The organism is Bradyrhizobium guangxiense (assembly GCF_004114915.1).
Lineage (GTDB): Bacteria > Pseudomonadota > Alphaproteobacteria > Rhizobiales > Xanthobacteraceae > Bradyrhizobium > Bradyrhizobium guangxiense.
In genome coordinates, this window is the sequence record NZ_CP022219.1 from 722,956 (window position 1) to 742,767 (window position 19,812).

Annotated in this window: 20 protein-coding genes; 13 read left to right on the forward strand and 7 right to left on the reverse strand. The window is 65.6% G+C overall.

Annotation, left to right across the window (positions count from 1 at the left end; all coding sequences use genetic code 11):
- Both X268_RS03495 and hmuQ read left to right on the forward strand, forming a co-directional pair.
- Complete coding sequence (locus X268_RS03495) at positions 1-1,215, forward strand: DUF1501 domain-containing protein (RefSeq protein WP_128923632.1); 1,215 nt, start codon at positions 1-3, stop codon at positions 1,213-1,215.
- Positions 1,216-1,303: 88 nt separating this feature from the next.
- Positions 1,304-1,627 carry a heme-degrading protein HmuQ gene (gene hmuQ, locus X268_RS03500; protein WP_128923633.1) on the forward strand — a complete coding sequence of 108 codons (324 nt, stop codon included), beginning with the start codon at positions 1,304-1,306 and terminating at the stop codon, positions 1,625-1,627.
- 19 nt (positions 1,628-1,646) lie between these two features.
- Here the strand turns inward: hmuQ and X268_RS03505 are convergent, their stop codons facing one another.
- The 6 genes from X268_RS03505 to X268_RS03525 form a co-directional block, all read right to left on the reverse strand.
- A complete protein-coding gene (locus X268_RS03505) occupies positions 1,647-2,588 on the reverse strand; it encodes an aldo/keto reductase (RefSeq protein ID WP_128923634.1) in 942 nt (313 codons plus the stop codon).
- A gap of 253 nt (positions 2,589-2,841) precedes the next feature.
- Complete coding sequence (locus tag X268_RS03510) at positions 2,842-3,297, reverse strand: GNAT family N-acetyltransferase (RefSeq protein WP_128923635.1); 456 nt, start codon at positions 3,295-3,297, stop codon at positions 2,842-2,844.
- A gap of 72 nt (positions 3,298-3,369) precedes the next feature.
- Positions 3,370-4,179, reverse strand: coding sequence for a PAS-domain containing protein (locus X268_RS03515; RefSeq protein ID WP_128923636.1), 810 nt, complete (start codon positions 4,177-4,179; stop codon positions 3,370-3,372).
- Positions 4,180-4,307: 128 nt separating this feature from the next.
- Positions 4,308-4,466, reverse strand: a complete 159-nt coding sequence (locus tag X268_RS03520) for a hypothetical protein (RefSeq protein WP_164936508.1) — start codon at positions 4,464-4,466, stop codon at positions 4,308-4,310.
- A 73-nt stretch (positions 4,467-4,539) separates the two neighbouring features.
- Positions 4,540-4,716: a hypothetical protein gene (locus X268_RS39190; protein ID WP_164937506.1), complete on the reverse strand. Its 177-nt coding sequence runs from the start codon at positions 4,714-4,716 to the stop codon at positions 4,540-4,542.
- Between the two features lie 159 nt (positions 4,717-4,875).
- Entirely contained in the window at positions 4,876-5,526 is a 651-nt protein-coding gene (locus X268_RS03525) for a glutathione S-transferase family protein (protein ID WP_128923637.1), read from the reverse strand.
- A 585-nt stretch (positions 5,527-6,111) separates the two neighbouring features.
- Between X268_RS03525 and X268_RS03535 the strand changes: the two genes are divergently transcribed.
- The 7 genes from X268_RS03535 to X268_RS03565 all read left to right on the forward strand — a co-directional run bounded on the left by X268_RS03535 (position 6,112) and on the right by X268_RS03565 (position 14,294).
- Positions 6,112-7,314 carry a pyridoxal phosphate-dependent aminotransferase gene (locus X268_RS03535; protein WP_128923638.1) on the forward strand — a complete coding sequence of 401 codons (1,203 nt, stop codon included), beginning with the start codon at positions 6,112-6,114 and terminating at the stop codon, positions 7,312-7,314.
- 168 nt (positions 7,315-7,482) lie between these two features.
- Complete coding sequence (locus X268_RS03540; protein ID WP_128923639.1) at positions 7,483-7,965, forward strand: DUF992 domain-containing protein; 483 nt, start codon at positions 7,483-7,485, stop codon at positions 7,963-7,965.
- Between the two features lie 202 nt (positions 7,966-8,167).
- On the forward strand, positions 8,168-10,216 hold the full coding sequence (locus X268_RS03545) for an elongation factor G (RefSeq protein WP_128923640.1): 2,049 nt from the start codon (positions 8,168-8,170) through the stop codon (positions 10,214-10,216).
- Between the two features lie 326 nt (positions 10,217-10,542).
- Positions 10,543-10,815, forward strand: coding sequence for a helix-turn-helix domain-containing protein (locus X268_RS03550; protein ID WP_128923641.1), 273 nt, complete (start codon positions 10,543-10,545; stop codon positions 10,813-10,815).
- A 112-nt stretch (positions 10,816-10,927) separates the two neighbouring features.
- Positions 10,928-12,670, forward strand: a complete 1,743-nt coding sequence (locus X268_RS03555; RefSeq protein ID WP_128923642.1) for a SulP family inorganic anion transporter — start codon at positions 10,928-10,930, stop codon at positions 12,668-12,670.
- Between the two features lie 100 nt (positions 12,671-12,770).
- The gene (locus X268_RS03560) at positions 12,771-13,610 is read left to right on the forward strand and encodes a shikimate dehydrogenase (protein ID WP_128923643.1); all 840 of its coding nucleotides are present in this window, start codon (positions 12,771-12,773) and stop codon (positions 13,608-13,610) included.
- A gap of 57 nt (positions 13,611-13,667) precedes the next feature.
- Positions 13,668-14,294, forward strand: a complete 627-nt coding sequence (locus X268_RS03565) for a hypothetical protein (protein ID WP_128923644.1) — start codon at positions 13,668-13,670, stop codon at positions 14,292-14,294.
- A 23-nt stretch (positions 14,295-14,317) separates the two neighbouring features.
- Here X268_RS03565 and X268_RS03570 read toward each other — a convergent pair whose 3' ends face one another.
- The gene (locus X268_RS03570; protein WP_128923645.1) at positions 14,318-15,454 is read right to left on the reverse strand and encodes an alpha-hydroxy acid oxidase; all 1,137 of its coding nucleotides are present in this window, start codon (positions 15,452-15,454) and stop codon (positions 14,318-14,320) included.
- Between the two features lie 102 nt (positions 15,455-15,556).
- On the opposite strand from X268_RS03570, the gene X268_RS39195 reads away from it, so the two are divergent.
- The 4 genes from X268_RS39195 (at position 15,557) to X268_RS03585 (ending at position 19,759) form a co-directional block, all read left to right on the forward strand.
- Positions 15,557-15,724 (forward strand): hypothetical protein, encoded by a 168-nt coding sequence (locus X268_RS39195; RefSeq protein WP_164937507.1) that lies wholly within the window; start codon positions 15,557-15,559, stop codon positions 15,722-15,724.
- Positions 15,725-15,946: 222 nt separating this feature from the next.
- Positions 15,947-17,290 (forward strand): phosphoglucosamine mutase, encoded by a 1,344-nt coding sequence (glmM, locus tag X268_RS03575; protein WP_128923646.1) that lies wholly within the window; start codon positions 15,947-15,949, stop codon positions 17,288-17,290.
- A gap of 141 nt (positions 17,291-17,431) precedes the next feature.
- Entirely contained in the window at positions 17,432-18,682 is a 1,251-nt protein-coding gene (locus tag X268_RS03580) for an MFS transporter (RefSeq protein ID WP_164937508.1), read from the forward strand.
- 228 nt (positions 18,683-18,910) lie between these two features.
- Entirely contained in the window at positions 18,911-19,759 is an 849-nt protein-coding gene (locus X268_RS03585) for an outer membrane protein (protein ID WP_245477765.1), read from the forward strand.
- The last annotated feature ends 53 nt before the right edge of the window (positions 19,760-19,812 follow it).

The window sequence follows — 19,812 nt, forward strand, 5'->3', positions numbered from 1 at the left end:
ATGGACTGCACCGAGAACCGGCTGCTCACCTCGCGCCGCAATGTCCTGCTCGGCGGCGCCTCATTCGCGGCCTGGGCCTATTTGCCGAAATTCGCCCGCGCGTCCGACGGCCGCGATCCCCGGCTGATCGTGGTGATCCTGCGCGGCGCGCTCGATGGCCTTTCGACCGTTGCGCCGGTCGGCGACCCCGACTATGCCGGCCTGCACGGCACGATCGCGCTCACGAGCGACGGCGCGCATCCTGCGATCGCGCTCGATTCCTTCTTCGCGTTGCATCCGGCGATGCCGGAATTCGCGCGCATGTATCGCGATCGCCATGCCGCGGTGATTCACGCCGTGGCGACGCCCTATCGCGACCGCTCGCATTTCGACGGCCAGGACGTGCTCGAGAGCGGCTATGCCGGGCCGGGCCGCGTGCAGTCCGGCTGGCTCAACCGGGCGCTGGAGGCGCTGCCGCGGGGCGCGCGCGTCTCGAGCGGTCTTGCGGTCGGCCCCACCACGCCGCTGGTGCTGCGCGGCAATGCGCCGACCGTGGGCTGGGCGCCGGTGGCGCTGCCGCAGGCCGATGACGACACGGCAATGCGCCTCGTCGATCTCTATCGCCACCGCGATCCCGCGTTGGCGATGGCGCTGTCGCAGGGCCTCCAGCTCGAGAAGGCCGCGAGCGGCGACGACATGAAACGCAAGCCGGGCGATGCGGTGGCGCAGATGCGCCAGGTCGCGCGTGGCGCGGCCAAGCTGATGGCGGCGGATGACGGCCCGCGCATTGCCGCGCTCGCTTTCGACGGCTGGGACACCCATGCCAATGAAGGCGGCCCGGTCGGCCGTCTCGCCTTCCTGCTCGGCGGGCTCGACGGGGCACTCGCCGAGTTCGAAAGCGGCTTGGGGGAGCGCTGGCGCGACACCGTCGTCGTCGTCGCCACCGAATTCGGCCGCACCGCGCGCATCAACGGCACCGACGGCACCGATCACGGCACGGGAACGATCGCGCTGCTCGCCGGCGGTGCCGTGAAGGGCGGCCGCGTCATCACCGACTGGCCGGGTCTCAAGCTCGGCTACCTTCACGAAGGGCGCGATCTCAAGCCGACGACGGACCTGCGCGCGGTCATCAAGGGCGTGCTGCACGACCAATTCGGCCTGTCCGATCGCGTGCTGGCAGAGACGGTGTTCCCGGATAGCGCAGCGGCACGGCCGATGCAGGGATTGGTGACATAACCACCACTGCCGTCATTCCGGGCCCGCGCCTTGCGGCGCGTCGCGGAATGACGAAATAATCTGCCGAGCATCAGGAGAACCATCCCCCATGTACATCGCCATGAACCGCTTCCGCGTCGCCAAGGGCTCCGAGACCGCCTTCGAGCAGGTCTGGCTCACGCGCGACACCCATCTGGACAAGGTGCCGGGCTTCGTCGAATTCCATCTGCTGCGCGGGCCGGAAGCCGAGGACCACACGCTCTACGCCTCGCACACTGTCTGGGCGAACCATGCGGCGTTCGAGGCCTGGACCAAGTCGGAGGCGTTCCGCGCCGCGCATCAGCGCGCCGGCGACAACAAGCCGCTCTATCTCGGCCATCCCCAGTTCGAAGGCTTCGAGGTGATGCAGACGGTCGGGCGCGGCGCCAGGTAACGCGCCGCCACCGCGGAGTTCAGCCCAGGGTGATCTTGTCGATCTCGGCAAGATCGTCCGCACCGAGCTTCCAGGCGATCGCCTTGACGTTCTCCTCGATCTGCTCGACGCGCGTCGCGCCGGCGATCACGCTCGACACCTGCGGCCGCGCGGCGAGCCAGGAGAAGGCGAGCTCGAGCATACTGTGGCCGCGCGCCTTGGCAAAGGCCTGGAGCTTCTCGACCATGTCCTCGTTGCGTGGCGTGACGTAGCGGTCGCGTAGCGCCGGCGCCTTGGCAAAGCGCGTGTCGGCGGGCGCCGCCGTGCCGCGCCTGTACTTGCCGGTGAGCAGGCCGCTGGCGAGCGGGAAGAACGGCAACAGGCCGAGCTTGTACTCCTGCGCCGCCGGCAGCAGGTCCTTCTCGATGTCGCGCACCAACAGGCTGTATTCGTCCTGGCACGAGATGAAGCGGCTGACGTTCATCGCACGCGCGGTGAACTCGGCTTCCGCGATCCGCCAGGCCGGGAAGTTGGAATTGCCGATGTAGCGGACCTTGCCCTGCCGCACGAGATCGTCGAGCGCGCGCAGGCTCTCCTCGATCGGTGTCAGCGGATCGTAATCGTGTTGCTGATAGAGGTCGATATAGTCGGTCTTCAGCCGTCTCAGGCTCGCCTCGACCGCGTCCATGATGTAGCGGCGCGAGGCGCCCTGCCTGGTGCCGTCACTCGCCATCGGCTTGGCGTATTTGGTGGCGAGCACGATGTCCTTGCGGCGTTCGCCGAGCACGGCGCCGAGCACCGTCTCCGAGCCGCCCATGCCGGCATAGATGTCGGCGGTGTCGAACAGCGTGATGCCGAGATCGAGCGCGCGATGGATCACCTTGCGCGACGTCTCCAGGTCCGTGCGCTGGCCGAAATTGTTGCAGCCGAGCCCGACCGCAGACACGCGAAGGCCGGAAGCGCCGAGATTGCGAATTTCCATGGAGAGATCCTGTCAGATGAGCCGTGGCACATTGTGACCACTGGGGCGCCGCCGCAGCAAGGCGCTTGCCGCGCTGCTGCCATGCCGACAAGGCGGGCAAAAAAAACGCGGCCCCTGTCAGACGCGGCGACTGACGGGGACCGCTTGGGGCGCTTGATCGGTGACGGGGGCCTGATCAGACGCAGCTGCACCGTAGCCTCGCTATGTTACGTGCGGGTGACAGCTGTAGTTATCCACAGGGTGCGCGCAGGGATCAGAACAGCTTGCGATAGACGATGAAGCCGGACCGCTCCGCGACCTTGTCGTACAGGCGCTGCGCCGTGAGGTTGGTCTCGTGCGTCTGCCAATAGACCCGCGGCGATCCCGCGAGCTTTGCGCGGTCGTAGACGCCGTGGATCAGCGCCGAGCCGACGCCCTGGCCGCGCGCGGCGTCCAGCGTGAACAGGTCCTGCAGATAGCAGGACGGCTCGATCGCGGTGGTGCTGCGATGAAACAGATAGTGCGTCAGTCCAAGCAGCTTGCCCTCGCTCTCGGCCACCAGGGCATGCACCGGTTCGTAGGCATCGAAGAAGCGCTGCCACGTCATGCGCGTGATCTCTGGCGCGAGCGCGGTCGGGCCGGAGCGGCCGTAGAAGGCGTTGTAGCCGTCCCACAGCGGCAGCCATTGATCGTAATCCTGCCTGGTGACGGAGCGAATGGTGAGCGACATCTAGGAGTCCCGCGATCGACGAAGCGTCTTTCATACGGGATGATGGGTGCAGCGATCAATCGCGGCGTCGCATCACTCCGCGACGCGCAGGTAGCGGATCAGCCTGCGGCCCGCAGGATCGCGCAGCGAGCGGTAGTAGTCGGCGCGCGACGGCGCGTCGGTGTGGCGCACGAGGTCGGTTACGGGGGTGTAGCTGAGCATCCGTCCGCCGTCGGGCAGCGCCGTGCAGACGAAGCGCAGCACTTCGCCGGTGCGCAAGGCGATGTTGATCGGCGTGGCGTCGCCGGTCCGCACCATCTCCATGCGCTGCGCGATGAAGGTGCCGAGCTCGTCTTCGGGCAGTTCGAACGCGCCGGTGTCGCGACCGTGATACATCAGCGCGATGAAGGGCGGCTTGCCGTCGGCGATTTCGTCCGGCAACGCGAAATAATCGCAGAATGCGCGGTTGATGAACTCGGCCCGTGTCTCGGCATCGAGCAGCACGATGCCGATGTCGACCTGGTCGAGCGCGGCCGACAGCCTCGCGGCGGTGGCGTGGCTGCGGCGCTCGGCCGCGAACGTGCCAAGCAGCCGCTCGCGCATCAGGCCGGTGACGCCTGCGGTGCCGGCTGCCGCGATGACAAGGAGGCCGAACTGGAGCAGATCGGCGAAGGAGATGGAAATGCCGTGGCGGCTGAGCGAGAGCAGCGCGGTGCCAATCACGGCGACGGTCGCGCTGGTGATGGCGGACGCGAGACCCGACCATGCGCCGGCAAGCGCCACGATGCCGACGAGCAGCGGCGCGGGCGAGAGAGCGGGGATAAAGCGCTCGAAGAGCATCGTCAGCAGCAGGGTTGCTGCCGCCAGCACCGGACCGGAGATTGCACGCCATCCGAACCGCATGGACCAGTGTCGCTCCTCCCGAACGAGGTAACGTCGCAACATTGACTGATCGTTGCGCCACCGCGATGCGTTTTCCTGCGGTGTCCTTAAGGCGCGCTTGCGGAGACGCTTAAGGCTTTCGGATGATTTTAGACCAGGTGCGCGTGCTTGAGGGGCTGTTGCAGCGCAGGCGCATTCAGCGTCGACGTTCCCGGTCCCTTGCGGGTGCCGACGACAATCAACAGGGATGCCGCGACCAGGATGGCCGCAGTCAGCGTGATTGCAACGACGAGCACAGGTGATTTCATCGACGTCCTGTCGCGATGCCGGCCGGCGCGGGGCATGCGGCGCCTTGAAGGCTCGACCAGGATGAAACGGAAATCAGACCGGCAGGCCCATCGCCATGGTCGCCTTGGTCGACAGCACCGTCAGGGTGACGATCAGGCAAAGCGAGAGCGCGGCGACGGCGAGCGAGGCCGCGACCGCGTTGGTCAGCCGGGAAGACGCGACGGTAGCGGGTTGGCCCTGAAAGCCTGCCGTGCCGGACGCCCGTGTCATGGTCTAAATCCTTCAACACGCGAGCGAATCACCCGCGACTTTCCACAATTTCCCAGTTTCAACCGGCAAGATTGCGGCGGGCATCGCGTTGAAAATGGCGACATTGCGGCAAATGCTACCGCTATTCCCGCTATTCCCCAGGCCTGGAGGAGGGCCCCGTCATGCGCCGGCGGCGATGCTGGCGGGGTCGTCGACGTCGGCCGGCCGCCAGTCCATCGAGACGAAGCCGGGCGCGGCTTCCACCCGCTTCAGCCAGTCCCGGATCGCCGGGAAGGCCTCGAGGTCGAAGTCGCAGCGGTCTGCCAAATGGGTGTAGCCGTACAGCGCGATGTCGGCGACCGTGAGCTGACGCGCGGCGAAATAGGCATTGGCCTTGAGGTGGTTCTCCATCACCTGTAGCGCGCCATAGCCGCGCTCCATCCAGTCCTCCAGCGAATGGGTCTGCAAGTCGCGCCCGCCCTTGACTAGCGACAGCCAGAAATAGGCCGCACCGATGTTCGGCTCGAGCGCGTGCTGCTCGAAGAACATCCATTGCAGCGCCTCGGCGCGGTCGATGCGGTTCTCGGGCGCAAGCGGTGTGCCGACGGCGACGTACCAGAGGATGGCGTTGGACTCGGCGAGATAGCGGTCCTCGCCGACCTCGAGCAGCGGCACCTGCCCCGACGGGTTCTTGCTCAAAAAGTCCGGCGTGCGGCTCTCGCCGCGCAGAATGTCCACCTCGATCGCTTCGTACGGCACGTTGAGCAGCGCCAGCGCAAGGCGGACCTTGTAGCTGTTGCCCGAGCGTTGCATCGAATAGAGCTTGTACATTCTGGGAGTTCGAATCCGAGGACGGGACAGCGCGACGCTCGGTTGCCTCGCGACGCGGCTAAACAATGATGCCGATGCGAATCCGCCGCAAGGGCCAGCCCATAGAAAAACTCGAAAACCCTACCGCACTGCAATGGTGCGGAAGATCATTTCCGCGCGACGAGGCAAACCAGATCACGTGTCCGTCAATCTGCGGACACATCGCTCTACGAGGTCGTGAAGCACGGAAGACTATCGCAGAGACGATCGGGATTAGGACGCCAGTGTTTCCACATCGCCATGACCGGGCTTGGCGAAGACGGCAAGCCCGGGCATGACGACGAGCGGTTTCCTGGCGACGTGCACCACTCAAAATTGCTCCGAGGACACGCCTTGTCGGATATGAGCAATTCCGGAGGCAAAGTTGCGGAAAATTGCGGGAAATCGCGGCTTGAACCGCTCCAAATCCGTAAGTTTTTCCAGGATCTGGCCGAAGTTTCTTGCGGCGCAGCGGCACACGTTTTAGGGTGGCTCCATTCCCACAATCAGAGTCGTGACGACCCAGTTCACGATGCTTGGGTTCACGACACTTGTCAGGAGATGACGATGGCCTTCCTTGCTGCTGCGCTCGACCGTGTGAAGCCGTCCGCGACCATCGCGGTCACGGATAAAGCACGCGCGCTGAAAGCGGCGGGCCGCAACGTCATCGGCCTCGGGGCCGGCGAACCCGACTTCGACACGCCCGCCAACATCAAGCTGGCGGCGATCCGCGCCATCGAAGCCGGCAAGACCAAGTACACCGCGGTCGACGGCATTCCCGAGCTGAAGGACGCCATCATCGCCAAGTTTCAGCGCGAGAACGGCGTCGCCTACAAGCCGAACCAGATCATCGTCGGCACTGGCGGCAAGCAGGTGCTGTACAACGCGCTGATGGCCACCATCAATCCGGGCGACGAGGTGATCATTCCCGCGCCGTACTGGGTCAGCTATCCCGAGATGGTGGCGCTTGCCGGCGGGGAGCCGGTGCCGGTGGTCTGCACCGCCGCGACCGGCTTCAAGCTCCAGGCCGAGGCGCTCGAGCGTGCGATCACGCCGAAGACGAAATGGGTGATCCTGTGCTCGCCGTCGAACCCGACTGGAGCTGCCTACACGCGTTCGGAACTGAAGGCGCTCACCGACGTGCTGATGAAGCATCCCCATGTCTGGGTGATGACCGACGACATGTACGAGCACCTCGTCTATGACGACTTCCAGTTTACCACGGTCGCGCAGGTCGAGCCTGGTCTCTACGACCGCACGCTCACCGTGAACGGCGTCTCCAAGGCCTATTGCATGACCGGCTGGCGCATCGGCTATGCCGGCGGCCCCGCCCAGCTCATCAAGGCGATGTCGACGATCCAGTCGCAGTCGACCTCGAACCCGTGCTCGATCGCGCAATGGGCTTCCGTGGAAGCGCTGAACGGTCCGCAGGAGTTCATTCCCGCCAACAACAAGGTCTTCAAGGAGCGCCGTGACCTCGTCGTCTCCATGCTCAACCAGGCGAACGGCATCGAGTGTCCGCGCCCCGAGGGTGCGTTCTATGTTTATCCGTCCTGCGCCGGCACCATCGGCAAGAAAGCGCCGTCGGGCAACGTGATCTCGAACGACGAGCAGTTTGTCACCGAGCTCTTGGAGACCGAAGGCGTCGCCGTGGTGCAGGGTTCGGCGTTCGGCCTTGGACCCGCGTTCCGCATCTCCTATGCGACCAAGACCTCGGATCTCGAAGACGCCTGCAAGCGCATCCAGCGTTTCTGCGGCAATCTGCGGTAAGCCTGTCGCGAATGCACGATCGAAAAGGCCCGCCACCGGCGGGCCTTTTATTGTTTGCACGCTTATCGCCGCGCGCGATCTGGCACGGCCGAGGCTCTTGTGGCATAGACGCGCAACACGGGTGGGGCGCTCTCTCTGCTCGCATCACATCATCGCCGGAGATATTTCATGCGCCGTTCATTCATCTTCGCCGGGCTCGCAGCCGCCAGCCTCGTTGCCTCCAGCGTGGGCGGCAGCGCGCAGCAGCCGCGGATGGCGCGGGTCGGCGTGCTCGAATGCCGTGGCGGCGCCAGCGTCGGCTTCATCGTGGGATCGGTGACCCATCTCGGCTGTGTGCTGCGCGCCGACGGCTCGCCCGACGATCGCTACGTCGCGACGATCCGCAAGGTCGGTCTCGACATCGGCATCACCCAGGAGACGGCTTTGGCGTGGGGTGTGTTCGCACCGGTCGACCGGCTCGGCCCGGGCGACCTCTCCGGCAATTATGCCGGCGCGCAGGGCAGCGCCTCCGTCGGCGTCGGCCTTGGCGGCAATGTGCTGGTCGGCGGCTCCAACAATTCGATCGCGCTCCAGCCGCTGAGCGTGCAGGGCCAGGTCGGCCTCAACGTTGCCGCCGGCCTCGAGAGCCTGGAACTCCGTCCGGGTCGATGAGGACTTGCGGATGAGGCTGTTTCTCCTTTCCCCAGCGGAGAGAGGCGGAACACCGGGCCGGCAGTCGTTGGAATTATAAGACTTGATCTAACTGACGACGCACCGCAGCGACGTTTGATGCTTGCCAAATCTCGGGGACGGGCAGAGCATCTGCGTTTGCCGACCCAATCACGGGCCGAGCTCCACACCAAGGAGACGGCGAATGGGACAAGACGTCAGAAGTCCCCGAGGTCCACGGTGCATCGCACTGGTGGGCCCTTTCCAAAGCGGTAAAACCACACTTCTCGAAGCAATACTGGCACGAACGGGCGCAATCCCGCGTGCCGGCAGCGTCGATGCCGGAACTTCCGTCGGAGACGCCACCCCGGAGGCCCGTCATCACAAGATGACCGTTGGCCTCACTGCCGCCACCACGAGTTTCATGGGCGACAGCTATACCTTCCTCGATTGTCCAGGTTCCGTCGAATTTGCCCACGACATGCGCGCCGCGCTGCCTGCGGTCGACGCCGCGATCGTGGTCTGCGAGGCCGACGAGAAGAAGCTGCCGCAGCTTCAGATCATCCTGCGCGAGCTGGAGGAGCTGAAGATCCCGCGTTTCCTATTCCTCAACAAGATCGACCGCGCCAGCCAGCGCGTCCGCGAAACCCTCTCGATGCTGCAGCCCGCCTCGCGCGTGCCGCTGGTGCTGCGCCAGATCCCGATCTGGAAGGGCGAACTGATCGAGGGCTTCGTTGATCTCGCGCTGGAGCGCGCCTTCATCTATCGCGAGCACAAGGCCTCCGAGGTGGTCGCGCTCGAAGGCGGCGATCTCGATCGCGAGAAGGAAGCCCGCTTCTCGATGCTGGAGAAGCTCGCCGATCACGACGATGCGCTGATGGAACAGTTGCTCGAAGACATTCAGCCGCCGCGCGATGCCGTGTTCGACGATCTCGCCCGCGAATTGCGCGAGGGACTGATCTGCCCGGTGTTGCTGGGCGCCGCGGCGCGCGAGAACGGCGTGCTGCGCCTGATGAAGGCGCTGCGTCACGAGGCGCCCGGCGTTGCGGAGACCGCAAAGCGTCTCGGTGTACCCGAGACCAAGGATGCGCTCGGCTACGTCTTCAAGACGCTGCATTCGCAGCATGGCGGAAAGCTGTCGCTGACGCGGCTGCTTGCCGGCCATCTCGACGATGGCGCGACGCTGCAATCGTCCGTCGGCGGTGCGGGGCGCATCTCAGGCATCCTCGCCGTCAACGGTGCCTACGACACCAAGCGCGCCGCGGCAGATGCCGGCGACACGGTGGCGCTTGCCAAGCTTGATCCCGTCAAGACCGGCGACACGATCTCGAATGGCAAGACGGCACCTGCGGCGTTGATCGCCATCGAGCCGACACCGCCGGTGCTCGCAATCTCGATCGCGGCCACCGATCGCAAGGACGACGTCAAGCTCGGCCAAGCCATGGCGCGGCTGCACGAGGAGGATCCCTCGCTGGTCGTCGTGCAGAATGCCCAGACCCACGACACCGTGTTGTGGGGACAGGGCGAGATGCACTTGCGCGTGGCCGGCGAACGGCTGCGCGACCGGTTCGGCGTCAAGGTCGCCTCGCATCCGCCCGGGGTCGGCTACCAGGAGACCATCCGCAAGCCGATCGTCCAGCGCGGGCGGCACAAGAAGCAGTCCGGCGGCCACGGCCAGTTCGGCGACGTCGTGCTCGACATCAAGCCGCTGCCGCGCGGCGACGGCTTCAAATTCGCCGAGAAGGTGGTGGGCGGCGCCGTGCCGCGCAACTACATCCCGGCGGTCGAAGAAGGTGTCGTCGATGGCCTCGCGCGCGGTCCGCTCGGTTTTCCCGTCACCGATGTGCAGGTGACGCTGACCGACGGCTCCTATCACAGCGTCGATTCCTCCGATCTTGCCTTCCGCACCGCGGCGCGGATCGGACTCAATGAAGGCCTGCCGCAATGCCAGCCGGTGCTGCTGGAGCCGATCCACGTGGTCGAGATTGTCTGCCCGACCGACGCCACCGCTAAGATCAATGCGATCCTGTCAGCGCGGCGCGGCCAGATCCTCGGCTTCGACACCCGCGACGGCTGGAGCGGCTGGGACTGTGTCCGCGCCATGATGCCGGAAGCCGAGATCGGCGAGCTGATCGTGGAACTGCGCTCGGCCACCGCCGGCGCCGGCAGCTTCACCCGCCAGTTCGACCACATGGCCGAAGTCACCGGCCGCGCCGCCGACCAGATCATCGCCGCGCATCAGCACGCGGCGTGATGCGGCTCGCGCCGTAAGGGATGCTCGCTCTCTCACACCCTCTTCCCGTTCTTACGGGGAGGGGGTGGGGGTGAGGGGCTGCATCCACGCGTGCGGTTTGAATTGCAGGCAGACAAGCGAGTCGGATGGGCATTCTCTCGTGGCCGCAGAGTGCCTCGCCCCTCACCCGGATCGCACCGGACGATGCTGCATCGCCGGGGCGAATCCGACCTCCCCCGCAGAAGGGCGGGGAGAGGTTAGTGCTTGCCTTTGTCACTGTATGATGTATTTTACATCATTGTATATGTTCTAGATATCATTTATAAGCGCTGGTAAGTGAGGCTAAGGTGATCACGTCCTTTCAGATGCGGGCAGCCCGCGCGCTGCTCGGCATTGACCAGAAAACCCTGGCCGAGCTTGCCGGCGTGTCGTTGCCGACCATTCAGCGGATGGAGGCTTCGACCGGCAATGTGCGTGGCGTGGTCGAGACCCTGATCAAGGTGGTCGAGGCGTTCGACCGGGCCGGCGTCGAGCTGATCGGCGAGCAGGTCCGCAGCGATGGCGGCGGGCGTGGCGTTCGCCTGAGGGAGCCGGGACCGCCGCGCCGGGTCGGAGCGTGATCGCGTGTTGATCATGCCCGGCACCAAGATGGGCTAGCGCATCGTCGCACCTCGGCCACACGGGACGCACGATGCTTCGGAGCATTGTGGGGCAGCGGAGCATTTGGCTGAAATGAGCATCACAAGCGAACAGGCAGGCCGGCTGTACCAGCTGCGCCAGCCGACCTTTGCCGAACTGTATCTGCCAAAGCTCGTCACCGTCTGGCGCGAAGGCTATGGCATGGCGGATTTCCGCGCCGACGTCTTCGCGGGCCTGACCGTTGCGATCGTGGCGCTGCCGCTGTCGATGGCGATCGCGATCGCCTCGGGCGTTACGCCGGACCGCGGGCTCTACACCGCTGTCGCCGGCGGCTTCATCGCCTCTCTGCTCGGCGGCAGCCGGTTCCAGATCGGCGGACCTGCCGGTGCGTTCATCGTCTTGGTCGCAGCGACCGCGGAGCGTCACGGCGTCGAGGGTGTCATCCTCGCCACCATGATGGCGGGCCTGTTCCTGATCGCCGCGGGCCTGTTGCGGGTCGGCACCTACATCAAGTTCATTCCCTATCCCGTGACGGTCGGCTTCCCCGCCGGCATCGCCGTGATCATCTTCGCCAGCCAGCTCCGCGATCTCTCGGGCATCACGCTCGCGGGGAAAGAACCCAGCGAGTTCGTGCCGAAGCTCGTCGCGCTCGCCGGCGGCCTCAACACGATCAATCCATCCGCGGTGATAGTCGCAATCGTCAGCATCGCCATCATCGCGGCCCTGCGGATCTGGCGGCCGTCCTGGCCCGGCATCCTGATCGCGGTGGCCTTTGCCGCGGTGGCAACCGCGGTGTTCTCGCTGCCGGTCGAGACCATCGGCTCGCGCTTCGGCGGCATTCCGCGAGAATTGCCGTCGCCGGCATTGCCGGCCTTCTCACTGGCAAAGGCTCAGGCCGTGCTGCCGGACGCGATCGCGTTCGCGCTGCTGGCCGCCATCGAATCGCTGCTGTCTGCGGTGGTCGCCGACGGCATGACCGGACGCCGTCACCGCTCCAATTGCGAGCTGGTGGCGCAAGGGGCGGCCAATATCGGCTCGGCGCTGTTCGGCGGCATCTGCGTCACCGGCCTGATCGCGCGCACCGCGACCAACATCCGCGCCGGCGCGCGGGGGCCGCTCGCGGGCATGCTGCATTCGGTCTTCCTGCTGCTTTTCATGCTGATCGCGGCGCCGCTGGCAAGCTACATCCCGCTCGCTGCGCTCGCATCGGTGCTGGTCGTGGTGGCCTGGACCATGGCGGAGAAGCACGAATTCGCCACGCTGGTGCGCTCGTCATGGGGCGATGCCGTCGTGCTGCTCGCGACCTTCCTGCTGACGATCTTCCGCGACCTGACCGAAGGCATCCTGGTCGGCTTCGCGCTCGGCGCGGTGCTGTTCATCCATCGCATGGCGGAGATGACGGGCATCGAGGAACGCTCGCCGCTGGTGGTCCCCGATCGCCCCGATGACAGCAACGGCGATCGCGTTCCCTACGATTCCGCGCTGGCGGTGGATCGCGACGTGCTGGTCTATCGCATTACCGGCGCGTTCTTCTTCGGCGCCGCCTCCGCCATCGGCAGCGTGCTCGACGAGGTCGCCGACAAGCGCAAGGCCTTCGTGGTCGATTTCGCCGCGGTGCCGTTCCTGGATTCGACGGCGGCCAACGTGCTCGGCCGCGTGGCCGTCAAGGCGCACCGCGAGGGCATCCGCCTGTTCATCACGGGAGCTTCGCCCGCGGTACGCCGCGCGCTGCTCCCCCATGGCGTGACGCCGCCGCGCGCGCGCTATCGCACGAGCCTCGAGCGCGCGATTGCCGATATCAAGGGCGGCGCGGACGTAGAGGTTGCCGCCGGCTGACGGCGCGCCGGCCGGCCCGGCCGACGCTGCGGCGCCCGCGCGCTTGACAGGGCGGGCGCGACGCGAAATGGATCGCCTCGGATACGACCCCGAGGGAAAGATGACCGCGCCCAAATCGCCTGCAGCCTGTCTGATCGGATGGCCGGCCGCGCATTCGCGCTCGCCGCTGATCCATCGCTACTGGCTGCGCACGCTGGGCATCGACGGCGGCTACATCATCGAGGCGGTGCCGCCCGAAGACCTGCGCGATTTCGTGCTGCGGCTGTCGCTGCGCGGCTTCGTCGGCGCCAACGTCACCATCCCGCACAAGGAAGCCGTGCTGACGCTGTCGACGCCCGACGCCCGCGCCAAGGCGGTGGGCGCGGCCAACACGCTGTGGTTTGCCGATGGCGAGCTGCGCTCGACCAATACCGACGTCGAAGGCTTCATCAGCAATCTCGACGCCAGCGCGCCCAGCTGGGACGCGGCCGAGGAGGCGCTGGTGCTGGGCGCGGGCGGTTCCTCGCGCGCGGTCGTGTTCGGGCTGCTCGAACGCGGCATTAAGCGTGTGCATCTTGCCAACCGCACCATCGCGCGCGCCGAGACGCTGGCCAGGCAGTTCGGGCCGAGCGTGCATCCGCTGCCGTGGCAAGGCATCAACGACGTGCTGCCGCGCGTAAAACTTCTCGTGAACACGACCTCGCTCGGCATGCACGGCCAGCCGTCACTCGATGTCGACGTCGCACGTCTGCCGCAATCGGCGGTCATTACCGACCTCGTCTATGTCCCGCTGGTGACGCCGCTGCTCGCCGCGGCGAAGGCGCGCGGCCTGAAGACCGCCGACGGGCTCGGCATGCTGCTGCATCAGGCAGTGCGCGGCTTCGAGCTGTGGTTCGGCCGGCGGCCGGAGGTGACGGCCGAGCTGCGCGCATTGGTCGAGGCCGATCTCACGAAGACTTGAGAGAATAGCGCACGGCGCTTCGGAGTTCTCCATCCGTGGGGACAATCGGAGACCGTCATGTCTGTTCAACGTGCAACTTTCACACGTCCGCTGATCGCCGTCGCGATGGTGGCCGTCTCGACTTACTGCGCCTTCGCCCAGAGGGCGCCGATACCGACGCGCGTGCGTGGCACGATCGAGAGCGTCAATGGTGACACCATGCAGGTCAAGTCACGCAGTGGCGAGGACGTCAAGCTTCGTATCGCCGCCGACGTGAACGTGTCAGGCATCACGAAGATCTCGCTCGCCGACATCAAGCCGGGTTCGTTCATCGGCGCGACCACCGTGCCGGGACCCGACGGCGGTCAGAACGCCGTCGAGGTGCATGTGTTTCCGGAAAATATGCGCGGCACCGGCGAGGGCTCGCGGCCCTGGGACCTCAAGCCCAATTCCAGCATGACCAATGCGACGGTGGCGGAAAGCGTCGTCGGCAATGACGGTCATACGCTGCTGGTCAAGTACAAGGACGGCGAGAAGAAGGTGTTCGTCGCCGACAACACGCCGGTGGTGACCTTCGTGCCGGGTGACAAGTCCGAGTTGAAGCCGGGCGCCAAGGTCATCGCCTTCATGAAGCAATTGCCGGACGGCTCGTTCGAGGCCAGTCGCGTCAGCGTCGGTCGCGACGGCCTGACGCCGCCGATGTGAGGCACGCTGTTCGCCTCAGTGCCTCACATCGCGATGATATGATCGTCGATCTCGTCGATCCGGTTGACGCCGCACAGGCCCATGGTGGTGAGCAGCTCCTTCTGGATGATGTCGATCGCCTTGGCGACGCCGGCCTGGCCGCCGGCACCTAGGCCGTAGGCATAGGCGCGGCCGATCATGCAGGATTTCGCGCCGAGCGCGAGCGCGCGCATCACGTCCTGGCCGGAGCGGATGCCGCCGTCGAACATGATCTCCATCTTGTCGCCGACCGCGTCCACGATCTCCGGCAGCACCTCGATCGAGGACGGCGCGCCGTCGAGCTGACGGCCACCATGGTTGGAGACGACGAGGGCCTGTGCGCCGGTCTTGGCGGCGAGCTCGGCGTCCTCGACGTCGAGGATGCCCTTCAGGATCAGCTTGCCTGGCCAGATCGAGCGGATCCAGTCGATGTCGTTCCAGTTCAGCGAGGTGTCGAATTGCGAGCTGATCCAGGTCGAGAGCGAGGTGATGTCGTCACTGACCTTCAGATGACCCGCGAGATTGCCGAAGGTGCGGCGCTTGCCCTGCAGCACGCCGGAGACCCAGGTCGGTTTGCTGGCGAAATCCAGCAGCTTCGACAGCGACCATTCCGGCGGCACCGTCATGCCGTTCTTGATGTCGGCGTGGCGCTGGCCGATCACCTGCAGGTCGACCGTCAGCACGAGCGCGCTGCACTTGGCGGCGATTGCGCGCTGGATCAGCTCCTTGATGAAGCCGCGGTCCTTCATGACGTAGAGCTGGAACCAGAACGGCTTCTCGACATTGGCGGCGATGTCCTCGATCGAGCAGATCGACATGGTCGACTGCGTGAACGGGATACCGGCGGCCTGCGCGGCGCGGCAGGCGTGGATTTCGCCGTCGCCATGCTGCATGCCGAGCAGGCCGACCGGCGCGAGCATCAGCGGCATGGTCGAGGGCTCACCGAGGATCGTGGTCGAGGTATCGCGCTTGGAGACGTCGACCAGGATGCGCTGGCGAAACTTGATCGCCTGCATGTCCTCGCGGTTGGCGCGCAGCGTCTCCTCGGCATAGGAGCCGCGGTCGCAATAATCGAAGAACGCCTTCGGCACGCGCCGCTTATGCAGGGTGCGAAGATCGTCGATACAGGTGATATGCTTCATGCTCGTGTCCCCGGCCCATCTTGCATCGGAAGATTTCGAGGTCATCTAGCATGGTTGGATGCACAGCCAAATCGTTTGCAGAACGTTCTGCAGGAGGGCGCCATGACGAAGCCGCACGCTGGACCTTCCCCGGAAGAGATCAAGGAGAAGCATGACCTCGAGGAGGCGCTGGAGGAGGGGCTGGAGGAGACCTTCCCAGCCTCCGATCCCGTCAACGTCACCCAGCCGGCGCCGAGCCGCGGGGATGGCCACGTGAAGCGCGGCAAATAGGGCTCGAGTTCCGCCCGTTCCCCGGTTCCGGCCGGAATTATAATGTTAACAAGACGTTATCGGGCGCGCGATCCGCCCGGTTCCGTAATGATTCATCATATTTTTTGAAGCCAAGTTAGCCTCACAAGCATTATAAGACCCCAGCAAATCAGGGCTGCGGGGCCGGTTCGGGCTGCCCGCGATTGCCGAGGGGATTCCCTGGTTGTTGCGTTGGGGGACGATATGAGCCGCAAATATTTCGGGACGGACGGGATTCGGGGCCGCGCCAACGGACTGATCACGCCGGAGCTCGCGCTCAAGGTCGGCCAGGCCGCAGGCCTTGCGTTTCAGCGCGGCGACCACCGCCACCGGGTCGTGATCGGCAAGGACCCCCGCCTGTCCGGCTACATGATCGAATACGCCATGGTCGCAGGCTTCACCTCGGTCGGCATGGACGTGCTGCTGGTCGGCCCGATGCCGACGCCGGCGGTCGCGATGCTGACCAAGTCGATGCGCGCCGATCTCGGCGTCATGATCTCGGCGTCGCACAATCTGTTCGAGGACAACGGCATCAAGCTGTTCGGTCCGCAGGGCTTCAAGCTCTCCGACGACGTCGAGCGGCAGATCGAGCAGCTGCTCGACGAGCCCATCGACAAGCGTCTCGCACAGAGCGCGAGCCGGGGCCGCCCCCGCCGTATCGACGGCGTGCATGACCGCTACATCGAGTTCGCCAAGCGCACGCTGCCGCGCGACCTGTCGCTCGACGGCCTGCGCGTCGTGATCGATTGCGCCAACGGCGCCGCCTACAAGGTGGTGCCGGAAGCGCTGTGGGAGCTGGGCGCCGACGTCGTGCCGATCGGCGTCGAGCCCGATGGCTTCAACATCAACAAGGAATGCGGCTCGACCTCGCCGGAAGCGCTGTCGAGGAAAGTCCGCGAGATGCGCGCCGACATCGGCATCGCGCTCGACGGTGATGCCGATCGCGTCATCCTGGTCGACGAGCGCGGCCACATCGTCGACGGCGACCAGCTGCTTGCGGTGATCGCGCAGAGCTGGAAGGAAGATGGCCGGCTGTCGCGGCCGGGCATCGTCGCCACCGTGATGTCCAATCTCGGGCTCGAGCGCTTCCTGAACGGGCAGGGGCTCGATCTGGTGCGCACGCCGGTCGGCGACCGCTACGTGCTCGAGCAGATGCTGAGCGGCGGCTACAATCTCGGCGGCGAGCAGTCCGGCCACATCATCCTGTCCGACTACGCCACCACCGGCGACGGCTTCGTGGCCGCATTGCAGGTGCTGGCGGTGGTGCAGAAGATGCGCCGCCCGGTATCCGAGGTCTGCCACCGCTTCGATCCGCTGCCGCAGATCCTCAAGAATGTCCGCCACAAGGGCGGAAAGCCGCTCGACGATTCCGACGTCAAATCGGCGATCTCCGACGGCGAGAAGCGGCTCAACGGCCACGGCCGCCTCCTGATCCGCTCCTCCGGCACCGAGCCCGTGATCCGCGTCATGGGCGAGGGCGAAGACCGCATCCTGGTCGAGGACGTCGTCGACACCATCGTCTCGGCGCTGGGGCAGGCGGCGGCGTAGAGCCTTTCTCGCCCTCCCCCGGAAGGGCACGGTGATGAACAGGCCGCGCGCATCCCAGCCATTTGCGATTGGCGCTGGTTCCACCAATGCTTGCATCGTAATGAGCAACTCGCGGCAATCTGCCGCGCCGGGATCGCCGCATTGAACAAGCCTGTCGTCGTACCTGCGGAAATGCTGACCGAGCCCGTCGTCGTCGCCGAGGTCGCGGGTGCTGCCAGGCCGAGCGCGGGGCCGGCTTACGTCGTGCTCGCCGGCATCAGCTTCTCGCACTTCCTCAACGACACCATGCAGTCGCTGATCGCCTCGGTGTATCCGATCCTGAAGGACACCTACGCGCTCGACTTCGCGCAGATCGGCATGATCACGCTGGCGTTCCAGTTCACGGCTTCGCTGCTGCAGCCGGTGGTCGGGCACTATACCGACAAGAAGGCGCAGCCCTATTCGCTGGCGATCGGCATGGCCTCGACCTTCTTCGGCCTCTTGCTGCTCAGCGCCGCGCAGCAATACCTCGTCATCCTCGTCGCCGCCGCGCTGGTCGGCCTCGGCTCGGCGGTGTTTCACCCCGAGTCCGCGCGCATCGCGCGGCTCGCCTCCGGCGGCCGTTACGGCTTTGCGCAATCGGTGTTCCAGCTCGGCGGCAGTTTCGGCACCTCGATGGGGCCGGTGCTGGCGGCGCTGATTGTGGTGCCGTTCGGGCAGGGCAGCATCGCCTGGTTCTCCTCGATCGCGTTCCTCGCGATCCTCATCCTCTGGCGCATCGGCCGCTGGTACGCGCCGCAGATCAAGGCGAAGAAGACCGCAGCCGTTCAAGCCCATCCCGATGCGCCGAGCTCGCGCCGCGTCGTGGTCGCGCTGCTCGTGCTGGTCGCGCTGTTGTTTTCCAAGCAGCTCTACGTCTCCAGCCTGTCGAGCTACTACATCTTCTACCTGATCGACCGCTTCGGCGTGTCGACGCAGGCGGCGCAGATCTATCTCTTCATCTTCCTCGCGGCGAACGCAGTCGGCGCGTTTCTGGGGGGTCCCCTGGGCGACCGCTTCGGCCGCAAGATCGTGATCTGGATTTCGATCCTGGGCGCGCTCCCGTTCACGCTGGCGCTGCCTTATGCCGGGCTCGTCGGCAGCGCGGTGCTCAGCATCGTCATCGGCCTGATCATCTCCTCGACGACGTCGTCGATCATCGTGTTCGCGCAGGAGCTGGTGCCGCACAGATTCGGCATGATCTCCGGCGTGTTCTTCGGCGTCGCCTTCGGCATCGGCGGCTTGGGGGCGGCCGTGCTCGGCAAGCTCGCCGACAACACCTCGATCGAGTTTGTCTACCGGGTCTGCGCCTATCTGCCCGCGATCGGCCTGCTTGCGGTGTTCCTGCCCAAGCTGCCGCGGCCCACGCGTTAACGCTTCCTCTCTCGCTGCAGCGCAGCTTCACACATCGTTAGCAATTGCGGCGCGCGAGGCGATGCGTTTTTGCAACGCATTCTGCCCGCGCGCGCGAGCAGTCAGAAAAAATCAACCTTAAAAATTAGGGTTAAGTGGCGCTTAAACATTTGCTGCCATCGTCCCCCCGTGAGTTTCCAGAACGTGAGGCGCTCGTATTTTGCCTCACCGGCCATAAGGACGAAGCCAATGCGTAGCGTTAAGTCTCTGCTTGCCGCGGGTGCGGCAACCCTGATCTCGTCGATGGCGTTCGCCGCCGATATGCCGATCGCCGCGCCCCCTCCCATGTACGCGCCGCCGGCTCCGCCCGCCGATTTCGGCGGCTGGTATCTCCGCGGCGACATCGGCTTCAGCAACCAGAAGACCAGTGATCTCCACTACGGCCGCGAGTCCGCGTATTCGCAGCTCACTTCGTTCGACCAGAAAACCTCGTTCGACACCGCCGGCATCTACGGCCTGGGCGTCGGCTACCGGTTCAACAACTGGTTCCGCGCCGACGTGACCGGACAGTATCGCGGCAATTCGAACTTCAAGGGCACGGATCGCTTCACGGGCACCGCCGGTGGCGTGGCCTACAACGGCATCGACAACTACAGCGCCAGCAAGTCCGAATGGCTGGTCCTGGCCAACGCGTATGTCGATCTCGGTACGTGGTGGTGCATCACGCCGTTCATTGGCGCCGGCGTCGGCGGCGCGCGGGTCTCGATCGCGAACTTCTCCGATACGGGCACCAACAGCCTGCCGTTCACCACCACGAGCTTTGCCACCGCTCCGACGAGCTCGAAATGGAATTTCGCCTGGGCCGCCCATGCGGGCCTTGCCTATAAGGTCAATCCGAACCTCGTCCTCGAACTCGCCTACAGCTATGTCGATCTAGGCCCGGGGCAGACTGGAATTCTGTCGGATTACACAGGCGCGACGACCAACAACGTCTTCAAGTTCAAGGACATCACCTCGCACGATCTCAAGCTCGGCGTGCGCTGGAATCTCGACAGCCCGCCGGTCTATGCGCCGCCGCCGCTCGTCACCAAGGGCTGATCGACAGCCTCATCGCTTAACGTTTCTTAACGGCGCGGGATCATCCCGCGCCG